At 39.3% G+C, this 11770-nt stretch carries 8 protein-coding genes; 7 read left to right on the forward strand and 1 reads right to left on the reverse strand.

The window, feature by feature from the left end; all coding sequences use genetic code 11:
- Nucleotides 1–259: 259 nt before the first annotated feature.
- Nucleotides 260–2092 (reverse strand): IS1634 family transposase, encoded by a 1833-nt coding sequence (locus tag J6U00_RS03295; RefSeq protein ID WP_296578813.1) that lies wholly within the window; start codon nt 2090–2092, stop codon nt 260–262.
- A 260-nt stretch (nt 2093–2352) separates the two neighbouring features.
- On the opposite strand from J6U00_RS03295, the gene J6U00_RS03300 reads away from it, so the two are divergent.
- From J6U00_RS03300 to J6U00_RS03330, 7 genes are all read left to right on the forward strand, one after another.
- A complete protein-coding gene (locus tag J6U00_RS03300) occupies nt 2353–5562 on the forward strand; it encodes a dockerin type I domain-containing protein (protein ID WP_296578817.1) in 3210 nt (1069 codons plus the stop codon).
- 10 nt (nt 5563–5572) lie between these two features.
- Nucleotides 5573–5938 carry a hypothetical protein gene (locus J6U00_RS03305; RefSeq protein ID WP_296578819.1) on the forward strand — a complete coding sequence of 122 codons (366 nt, stop codon included), beginning with the start codon at nt 5573–5575 and terminating at the stop codon, nt 5936–5938.
- A 1-nt stretch (nt 5939) separates the two neighbouring features.
- Complete coding sequence (locus J6U00_RS03310; protein WP_296578824.1) at nt 5940–6176, forward strand: colicin E5-related ribonuclease; 237 nt, start codon at nt 5940–5942, stop codon at nt 6174–6176.
- A gap of 187 nt (nt 6177–6363) precedes the next feature.
- Nucleotides 6364–6639: a hypothetical protein gene (locus J6U00_RS03315; protein WP_296578827.1), complete on the forward strand. Its 276-nt coding sequence runs from the start codon at nt 6364–6366 to the stop codon at nt 6637–6639.
- Between the two features lie 259 nt (nt 6640–6898).
- Nucleotides 6899–8095: an ATP-binding protein gene (locus tag J6U00_RS03320; protein WP_296578829.1), complete on the forward strand. Its 1197-nt coding sequence runs from the start codon at nt 6899–6901 to the stop codon at nt 8093–8095.
- 12 nt (nt 8096–8107) lie between these two features.
- Nucleotides 8108–8653, forward strand: a complete 546-nt coding sequence (locus J6U00_RS03325; RefSeq protein WP_296578834.1) for a prolyl-tRNA synthetase associated domain-containing protein — start codon at nt 8108–8110, stop codon at nt 8651–8653.
- 390 nt (nt 8654–9043) lie between these two features.
- On the forward strand, nt 9044–11272 hold the full coding sequence (locus J6U00_RS03330; protein WP_296578837.1) for a DUF4434 domain-containing protein: 2229 nt from the start codon (nt 9044–9046) through the stop codon (nt 11270–11272).
- The last annotated feature ends 498 nt before the right edge of the window (nt 11273–11770 follow it).

Genomic DNA, 11770 nt, shown 5'->3' on the forward strand with positions numbered 1-11770 from the left:
CAAGAATATTTCACGTAATATACACTTTTGTCAAATATAATGCTATTTAGAAGAGCCGAGTGCAGACATGTTCGCGCCAATATTAAGCGGCAGGAGTTTTTTCTTCGTAAATCTTGCTATTTGGTATGTTATATGTTATAACCCGAGTTTGCCACTTAATCGGCCATAAAATGGCAAACAAATATAGAAAATTCGGCTATAGACCGACAAAACAAGCGATAAATAGCCGAATTTAAGATTTGATAAAATAGCACCACAATCATATATCCATGTTGATATTTTTGATCTGTGCTTTTAAGTCATTTTTGAGGAATAGTTTGACCGGAATTTTAATGCCGAATGAATCAAGAATAAGTTTCAGATCAGGATCATCAAGATCTATAAAACGATATAAGTCATCAGCCAAAAGTTCTACCTTCCATTTATTCAAGGCTTTTTGGATACGATATGCAGGCAGCCCCATTGACCATAGGGTGACATCATCAGATTTCGTTACAAGACCACTGCAGCATATCTTACACTGGATCATGCGGAGCATCGTTAATGCTATCATACATATCATCAGATGTGCCTCGATATGTTCCCTTGTACGAACGTAAACAGGTCTTGTTTCAAGGTCACTTTTCATAACACGGAACTGATCTTCGATCCGGGACAACCCGTGATATTTTTCGATAGCTTCCAACGGAGGCATATTGATCTCAGAAGTGATAATTTGATAAAAACCAAAATGTGCTTTGAACTCTTCTAATTTCTCTTTATCCAACAAAGCCTTTAATTTTGATGCGTCTATTACTTCTCCTGTTTCGGAATTAATAAGATCTCCTTTGAAAAACTGACGCATTTGCCTTGCCTGCATAGCGGTGATACGGAAACCGTTTGGATTGTCTTTGATTTTTTCCAGGGTTTCTAAAAAGCTCGCATTTTCATGCAGGTCCCGCTCATAAAAATTACGGCTCCAGTATACAATGACGTTCTCAGTTACTGTTCTTTTTTCACCGTTTGCCTCTTTTACGGTTCGCTTTATGATGCGGGATTTGTATTTAAAATCTTTGCTGACTTCAATGTATCCGGTATCGGAATACGCCCATTCCTGTTCAGCTTTGGAGCTTTTCAGAAGACTTTTAGCCAGAATATAGCCATTGTTCTGATCAAGTAAATGAATGATATTCCGATAATTGAACATACCTCTGTCTGCGATCATAATGAATCTTGCATAATCCAGATCATCGATGCTTCTGGAAATAGCCGGCTTGAATGTATTGGCATCAAGTGTGTTACCGGGAAAAGATTCAATTGATATAGGAAATCCCTGATCGTCCATGAATAACCCCATCTGTACGATCGGCTGCTTTCTGTTCTCTTTGCTGACACCCATTTTGCGGATCCCTTTTTCGATAACATTGCCGTTATCGTCAATAATATCTTCATCAGGATCTTCGGTCTCAAAAAAGAAATTTGTAACATCATAGAAAATGATCTCTGGATTGCGGTGCCATTTCTTCACCAGTGATGTATTCATCCGGCGGATGATCTTCTCCCTGTTTTCGTATATGAAATCCAACGTATCATATACGTTATACGGATTAAAATTCTTTAGCAGCGGCGTAAAATAATCATCATTCTGTTCCAGTGTTGCGATCTTTGAATCCGGATTCAGTATTCTTCCGTAAACCAGAAGCCGAACAAAATTCAGTACATCATACTGTATCTTTGAGAATCCCTTGTATGAACGAAAGAAATCTTCAAGTCCAAGCTCGTCCAACAATTTATCCAGAAAGACATGAGAATAGAGTCTGGGATGACCAATACACTCAGGATCTCCTTCCTGTAAGCGTATGGTGTATTTCTCAAATGTCGGTTTCTTACCTGTATATTCTTCCAGTTCAGGGATCATGGGTGTTCCTAGTCTGAAAGATTCACGCAGTCTGTCGAGATAATCCGGCTGTCCATCATCAAATTTTGAAAGCGGACCGATATTGCAAATAATTCTCTTACGAATAGCCACTTTCCCTTCGGCATTTTGAGTTCGATAGCTTTCCATCAGTCGAAGATAATCTTTACCGTTATTCTTAAACACTGCGATATACATAGTAATCCTCCTTTAAAATAGCTCTTATAGCTCTACATACTATTATATCACATTTGAAGAGGTTTGTCAATAGAAAATCGCCGATTTCTCGACGATTTCATAATTTTTTTTTGCTCGTTTTGAATTCCCAAGTGGCAAACTCGGGACGAATTTGAAATTTGCTGCCCACTTTTACTTGACACATACATTGTCATTTTAGGTTTGATTTTATTAACACTCTGTGCTATAATTAATAATATTATATGTATAGGAGGTATCAGATGAACAAATTATTTTCCAAAATCGTCTCTGCGTTGACGGCTGTGACAATGACGCTATTTGCTTCGTCAGGCAGCTTACAGACTTTTGTCAACGAGATTGAGGCACACGCAGCAGAAACAGACGTAATTTTAGGCGACGTAAATGATGACGACAGAGTAGATGTATTTGACCTAACACTGATTAAACGGGAAATTATAAATCCTGGCACTACCTCTATTAATATTACGGCGGCAGATGTCAATATTGATGGTGTAGTTGATGTTAAGGATGCCATTGAAGTTCAAGATTTCTTGCTTTGTCGTACAAAAGGTTTTACAGGCAGCGTAAAAAAGACGTTTAGTGAGATTGACAGGACAATTGTTTCTAAAAATGTCAATGGTGAGGCTGTTTTCGGTGACGAAACACAGATGACCAATGATATGGCGGCATTGGCTGACACGCTGAGTTCTCCGGCTGAGGTGTACAAGTACATCCTGAACAACTACAAAACTGAGTTCTATTACGGCTCAAGAAAAGGAGCTGTTGGAACATACGAGGAATGCGGTGGCAACGATTACGATCAGGCCAGCTTTATGATTGCTATGCTGCGCTATCTTGGATACACAGCTAATTATGCTATTGGCGAGGTCGTCTTTACTGATGAAGACCTCATCAATATGACAGCATCCTCGGATATTGAATCCGCCAAAAAGATATTCACAGCTCATGGCAAAACGCTGACACCCTATGAATCGGGCGGATACCTCACAGAACAGGCTATGGTGCTTCTTATTTTGGATGACGAGAACCAATTGTTCCTTGATCCAAGCTTTAAGTATTATACCAAGAAGGCAGATGCAACGGATCTTGATAGTATCATGGCGACCTTGGATACTCAATACAATCTTTCTGATTCAACATTAGATCTTTATGCTGTATCTAACAAAATCGAATCAGATTATAAATCTGGCGATTTGTTGACAACTTTCGAGCAGTATGAAATTGTTCAGCAGGATATCAACAACACGCTTTCTTACGATGTGCCGAGTGGTCAAGTAAGCATTTATGATACTACGCTTCCTCAAGCCAAATCAGACATGGTGACTATTTCCACAGGTGGCACCAAGATTTATCAGAAGAAATCTTGTTTCCTGTACGGAAAGGATATTACACTGGAGTATGAGTTCACCGAAGAAGCCGCTATGGAAATGGACGCATATTTTGGGTATGATAGCATTGATGATCTGACTGGTAATATAGGAACATATGCTAACCGTGCTCAGATACACGGAGTCCTTAAGGTTGATGGCAATACTGTCGCATATAACGGAGAATCTTATCTGCTCGGTGAAAAAGAGATGCTGCAGATCGATATTAAGACTGCTGGAGATACAACATCCTTCGAGAAAGAACTGACAGTAGGTGCATTGTACAGTATCGTCTTTGACTATCAGATCATCTCGCCTTATGAGATTGCTGGCGAATATTCAAAACTTCCACAAACTTCATCGGCACAGAAGAAGATGAACGAGTCAAATATATATGGCTCACGGGAAATGATGAATACACTGACATTATTGGGCAAGACGTATTTCTCACAAGTAGATACAAACAATGCTATTCTAGCAAACTTCTCAGATATGCGTTATGAACGCGGCCTTAGTGTTGCTGTCGTTGATTTCACGCCTCATATTTACAATCAGACGGGCTCATCTCCACGATTGTATAAAGAAGGCAAGATAGGCATTGATGTTCTCGGAAACTGGACACATTTCAGTAGCTTAAATGGTGATACTGAGGAAGAAGCAAAGATAAAGCATTCATCTGGTTATTTGTCCTCGTTCTATGAAAGTGAGACCATCAAGCAATTCACAGGTATGCAGACTGTCTCCACAGCTGAGGTTCTGGACAAGGCTATGGAGCAGAATGTAGATATTCTATATTTATCCAAAGCGAATATAGGCGAATTAGAGACAAGCAGTCTCAGCACACAGAACAAAGCTGATATCACGCAACTCATAAACGAAGGAAAATATATTACAGTCCCCAGTGCTGAAATCACAATTGGCTCTTGGTCTGGTACGGGATATATTGTATACGATCCGTCTACAGGTACAAACACTTACATTATTAATAACAATCTTAACGGTGGCGGTTTATGCTCGTGGGTTGGACTATCATTTTTGTGTGACATCATTGCATCAGTAGTTGAATGCACATGGGCATTTGATTTAATAATGCTTGGTGCAACTGTTTTGGGAACCGGTCTTATTTTGTTAACTGGCGGTCTTGCTTTGATCCCTTTATTAATTGCAGGCGCTGGATTAGGATTAATCGTAGCTGGAGGCTTTTACCTCAAGAATATCGGTGATAGATTATATGAATCTACTGAGTTAATGAATGCATATATGGATGGCAATGAAGAAGCCGGACGGATGATGCAGAAAAAAGGATATATTCATCTTGGGATTACAGTAGCCTTCGCAGGTGCTTCCAAACTTGCCAAGCCAATCAGTACTGCATTTGCTAAAACTCATATAGGAAATAAAATGTTAGGTGCTGGTGGCAGATATCTAATGGATGGCTTTGCTAACTCAAAATACGGCATAATTGTCGCATTAGATCTGTTAAATGAGATAAGCACTAAATATGCAGGTGTACTGTGTGATTTCTTAGTTGAATACGGAACTCCGATTGCCGATAATGCAGCAGAAATATACTATAGTGGAGGTAAGGAAGCTGTTGAAGAGAGAATTGATGATTTAAAAGGTAGTGATGCTAAGCATAGTACAAAGTACGATAACATCAGCATAGATGATTTGGCAGTTAACAATCCGACAGAATTAAAGAATGTTATTAGCGATATTCGTCAAACAGGTGGTTCTCCCATAGAAATCCCTGCCGAAGCTGACACTACTGCCTTGGCCAAAACAATGAATAAAGGATATCAGCAAATAAAGTATCGTTGGTCTGAAGGTGGATACAACTTTGAAGCCCGTTGGCATACTGAAACACCAGGTGCAATGAAATATGAACGAGGAACAACGTGGGTAGTAACACGAACGATTCCTGGAACACCAAAGGGTCAAGAACGTGTTACAGAATACTTGGTTGGCGATACTTGGATTCACGAAGATATTTGGAAAGCCGCCGAACGTGCTAATATCGCAGGAACAGCTACGCAAGAACAGATGAATATTCTTGAAGCTGGACATTGGTTGGCAAAGTGAGGTCAATACTATGGTAAATGAAAAGTACTACGAGGGCTATGAAGGTGACGAAGAAATCCTTTTCAGACTATACGTAAATAAAGAAGAGGTTGAAAGTGTCGGCATATGGGGTGGATATTTTTCCTCAATAATCAAATTAATACCGCCCCAAGATGAGGGGTGGGTTGGCTTCTCATATTATTATCATTTGAATAGTGGCTGGTATGATGAAGAAAACTGGTATGTCCCCGATATTGACCTGTTTTACGAACAGTTACAGCAAATAGATGAGAATGCGCTTGCATATAATGTAGATAAAGAAGTGCTTAATCTTATCCGTTCTATGTTTAGTAAGGCTAAGGATTTTCATGGTGACATAACAATTAGTAGCTATTAAAATGCTACCTTGCTGTATAAAAGCTACTGTCGACAACCCTTTTACTACAAGAGTTAGTGTAAATAAATACACCGGTAATACAGCAACTGTGTTCTATACTGAAAAAGGGTCATATGTTGTTGTTGATGACATTACCCATGAAATTATTCAGGTAAGCGAAAATATTAACATGGAAACGTGGGCACCGGATCAGACAATAATTGACCCTTATGTTCCCTATGAGTATAAAGGAGACTGAAATGCATATCACTGACATTCACTCTAACCTTAGAACAATTACCATTTCCAACGAGGTGTATTTTAATTGCAATGATTTTTTTGAGCTACTGAAGACGGAAAATGACATTAGATTCATTGATTGCATCATAACTCCATTCTACATTTCAAACAATAAGCGGTATGAATTGTATGAATATGAGCTTATTATGAGTAGTACAGAATCGTTTCAGCAGTATATGACTATTGTGGCTGGTCGTCAATATGAATCAATTAATAACAATGTGTTGGAGATACGGAGAAATTGTTATATTGAACTTTCAGACAGAATTAACTCCGATATTACTGCCGATGTAATCAAATATATAGAATATCTCATGGATAATATAAAGTTGAAAAATGAGGTAAAAGATATATTTGATGAATATGATGCTTCAAAAATTTTTTTGCAATCTATTATTGAAAACAAAGTAAAGCGGTTGTGAACATCCACAGCCGCTTTCCCATAGGTATCAGATCTTTCAAAAAGCCATGGGCTATTGACGCACATTAAAGCATAGCCTATTATACATCTGATACTCTCAAACTTTATTTGAGAAGACATTCATGATAAAGATTATACAGAACAAAGCTTCTATAATGTCGAAAGTTCAGATCGCTTTTAAGACTTTTTTCTTCTATACTGAAAAAACGTCTTGACACTTGCAACTATTTATGGTATATTGATAAAAAGGAAGTGATACTATGATACTCAGACCTGATTATATTAACGCAATAGAGCCGTTTATAGACTCTCCAATTGTTAAGATACTCGCCGGAGTTCGTCGCTGCGGTAAATCCACTATACTTGAAATGGTAGCTGATGAGCTCATAAAGCACGGATCTTCAAAAGAAAACATCATTGAACGCAGATACAACGAAATCATGTATGAAGATTTTTCAGCAAAGGATATGTATTCTGACCTGAAAAATGATATATCCGGTAAAGGACGATGCTATCTGCTTCTTGATGAATTACAGGAAATTAAAGGTTGGGAGAAGGTCATTAACGACTTTCTTGAAAACAGCAATGTTGATATATATGTCACCGGTTCAAACAGCAAGCTGATGTCGAGTGAGATATCCACATACCTCACTGGAAGATATGTGACGATCCCTGTATATACTCTTTCGCTTCGTGAGTACCTGACTTTCAAGAATAAAGATGTGTCTCAGGCAAGAGACGTATTTGATGAATATGTTCAGTACGGCGGTTTCCCTCTTGTTGGTATCAGCAGCTTCGATACAAAGGCTGCGTATCAGATCGTTGACGGTATATACGCATCCGTCATCACAAGAGATATCTCCAAGCGTCATAAGATACGCAATAAAGAGCTGTTCGACAGAGTTGTCCGTTATGTGATTGAAAATGTTGGTATGACCTTCTCGGCGAATACGATAGTGAAGTTCCTGAAAAGTGAGAACCGCAGTCTTTCTGTTGAGACTATCTACAACTATCTGAAGTGGCTGGGTGAAGCGTTTATCATCTATCCTTGTCAGCGTTACGACCTTCAGGGTAAGGCAGTGCTCAAAACTCAGGAAAAATACTATCTTTCTGATATTTCTATCAAGTACAGTCAGATGGGCTTCGATACAAAAATGCTTTCAGCTGTATTCGAGAATATAGTGTACCTCGAAATGAAGCGCAGGGGTTATGATGTCTACATTGGCAAGAACAATACCAAAGAGATCGACTTTGTTGCCGTTCGCAGAGATGAAAGGATATATGTTCAGGTCTGTGTTCAGCTTCCCGACGGATCCGACCGTGAGACTGCAAATCTTATGGATATAAAGGATCACTACCATAAATATGTGGTCTGCCGCGACACACTTGCTTTAGGGAACGATAACGGCATTGAGATAGTGCATATAGCAGATTTCCTTATGCGCGATAACTGGTAAAGGAGCACTAATATGAATATTGATAATACACTTTACAGCGGACGTCCGACAGATGAACGCTCTGACGTTGAAATGGCTATATACGATAAACTTGATGCTCTTGGTATAGAATACAAGCGAGCTGATCACGACCATGCAGATACTATGGAGGATTGTCTTGCTATCGAAAAGGTACTTGGTGCTAAGATATGCAAGAACTTGTTTCTCTGTAACCGTCAGAAGACAAGCTTCTATATGCTGCTAATGCCTGGAGACAAGCCGTTCAAGACGAAGTTTCTGACATCGCAGCTGAACTGCGCCCGTCTATCCTTTGCGGAGGCTGATAAGATGCAGGAGTATCTGAATACTATCCCTGGCTCAGTATCAGCACTGGAGCTTATATTCGATACGGATAACAACATACAGCTCGTCATAGATAACGACCTTATGAGCGATGAATACATTTGCGGACATCCCGGTATCAATACATCAACAGTCCGCCTGCTCCGAGATGATATGCTTAGATATGTTCGTGAAGCTAAGCATGAGCCTACATTCATAGATTTGCCGACAGAATGATAGCCAAAGCCTCCCGAGGGAGGCTACATCTTTAAATTGTTACTGTATAGTCTGTAGTAGTAAGACTGGGATATACCAAGCTCCCGCATAGCTTCTACAGGCTTTTTGTTTCCGCAGCGGACTTTCGCAATCACCTCAAGCCAGTTCTCAGGAAGAGGATTTGACGGACATCCGAAGCGGACGTATTTTTATATAATATTTTTATAAAATTACTTCGTTCATTTTTGACGTTGCTATACTCTTCCATGAATTCAGCAGCATTAAACTACCTTTTATGAGATGAATAAGCAATAGATTATTAATTTCATCTTGTGTTTATGATATTAATATGATATAATGAAAGCATAAAGCAGGCAGAACATCGGTATCTGAAAAAGGAGGAGTTTCGCTATGAAAAAGATTATAAGCTTGATATTATCTGTGTGCATATGTGTAGCTGCTAATATACCACGATCCACATCAGCATTTGAACCTATTCCTCATTTTACCTCGACATTTATACAGCCCTATTACAATGATATTCTGGACACAGAGCGCTGGGAACAGACATTCAGCCATGCAAAGAAGCTTGGTTTTGATACATTGATAATCCCATCTGTTCTATATATACATCACCAGTCTGTCAACACATTCTGGGACAAGCCCATCAATCCTGTTTGTTACAGCTGGTTTCCTATGGAAACTCCTGTTGCTTATGATGTGCGATGCAGCGGAGACAGCATCAAATCTGCCCTTGAGGCTGCAAAATCTACTGATATGAAGGTGTGGCTTGGTACTGTAAGCGATAATTCATGGCTTTACTCTACAGGCGAATATGCCAGCAGTTATGAGATCTGGAGCGATAAAAACTCAAAGCTTAGCAGTTCTGTCATATCCGAGATATGGTCTCGCTATGGAGAGGAATACGGAGATCAGATTGCAGGCTGGTACTATTCAAACAATTTTAATAACTTTGAAAACGCCTGTAACGGAACTGACGACGGAGAGAGCGTGCGGATAATCAGCAATAATATAAATGCCAATATATCAGCAATAGAGGAGAATTGTCCTGATAAACCCATAATGCTAAATCCTTATTACTATTACGATAATTCAACTCCTGAGCAGTTCGGTACATTTTTGACCGAACTTATAGCTGATTCGGAGCTTCGCCCTATAGATATCTACACTGCTAAGGACATGAGCGGACTTGCAGGAGATGTTACTGTAAAACGCAATTGGATAGAAGCACAGAAAGCTGCAGTCGGCGATAAAATGCATTTCTGGGTTGAAAATGTGAGCGGTATTTTCGGTGACAGCATAACAGATATGGAAAAACTGCATGAGAGCTATAATGCGACCTATAACCTTGGAGAAGCAAGCATTATATCTTATATTGACTTTTTTTCAAATATTGGGATAGAAGCAGACGATTATTTTTCAGATTTTATGTCGGGTATTATAAGAGGCGATGTTAACGATGACGGTGAATTCAACGTTGCTGATCTTCTGTTGTTTCAGAAGTGGCTGCTGGGGGTTCCGGATACAGAACTTGCAAACTGGAAAGCCGCCGATTTTTGCAAAGACGAACGCCTTGATTCCTTTGATCTTTGTCTTATGAAAAAAAGACTTGTTGAAAAAGAAAAAATAGAAGCCATGTACGATGATTCAGAAGAAGAACAAGGTATAATAGTACATAATACCGAGGAGATTTATAATGCCGTAGAAAACGCAAAAGCCGGTGATCTGATCAAAGTCGAATCGGGTGAATATGATTTGTCGGGAAAGACCTTGAAAGCCTCAGCAGACGGCACAGAAGAGCAGCATATAATCATCAAAGCTCTTGACAGCGAAAACCCTCCCGTATTCAAGGGTGAGACTACAGAAACCGGTTATGTTATGCACATTACAGGCGACTACTGGAATGTTGAAGGTATTGTATTTACTAATGCGCAGAAGGGAATAGTTCTTGACAATTCCAACCATTCCGCAATATCCGGCTGCGAGATACACACCGTTGGTGCAGAAGCGATAGCTGTACGTGACGGAAGTTCTTACTGCACCATAGAAAAATGTAATATCCACGATACCGGGCTTGTGTTCCCCGGATACGGTGAAGGCGTCTATATAGGCAGTTCTAAGGATAAAACAGAGTTTGACTTCAAATGTGATCATAATAAAGTAATAGACTGCACATTTAAAAATGTTGCCGCAGAGCATATCGACATCAAGGAGTATACCACCGATACTGAGATAAGCGGCTGTACATTCTATGGTGATGGCATGACAGGTGAGAACTATGCAGGAAGTTTCATAGACATCAAAGGCAACGATTGTTATGTTCACGACAATACCGGTTACAGAAACGGCAATCCCAAAATAGTAGCTGCATTTGAGATACACGAGCAGGTGCAGGGCTGGGGCTATCACCAAGTTTTTGAGAATAATACCCTCTTTATGGATCAGCCCTATGGAGCTGAGAATACAAATCGCAGAATGTATGTAGTAGACGGCTGGTTCAGTGATTTTACTGTAAAGTCTAATCAAGTGGATTACGGTGAAGGACTTGTTCCTGCCGATAAAAAGTATCATTACAACTGTGACAATGTCTCTATTATTCAGGAACCGCTTACTTTTTAAATTTAAGACGATTGCTAATATCAATGAAATAACGGTCAAAGCAGTTCGTGTGAAGAAAAAACAGGCGTTTTTTACAAGAATTTACACGAAAAAAGGCGATATAATGTTATGAAAAATGCCAGCTCCATTATGAATCTGGCATGAGTATGGTTGCAGTAGACTGTGGTCTATTGAAATAGCAAAAAAATGTGTCATATAAGTTGTTTTTAGGCTTTTGCAATATTGCAAATAAAAACGATACCCTATTGAAAGATGATTGGAGCCGGTTACCCGGCTCCGTCTCATTTATGTAAACTTTCTTTCGTATTCTTTGAGCCTGCGGTAAAATGTGTTGGCACGCAGGCCCATCTCTTTCTGAAACCATACAGCAGTGCAAATGTCAATTATAATAATGTAGCTTTTTGAAACTATAATAATGTATGAAAACCGACATTATTATAATTGATTTTTAAGATTCTAAAAGAACTAACATGTTGGTTCAGTTATCCTCAGAAAGGA

This window comes from Ruminococcus sp. (assembly GCF_017650195.1).
Lineage (GTDB): Bacteria > Bacillota > Clostridia > Oscillospirales > Ruminococcaceae > Ruminococcus.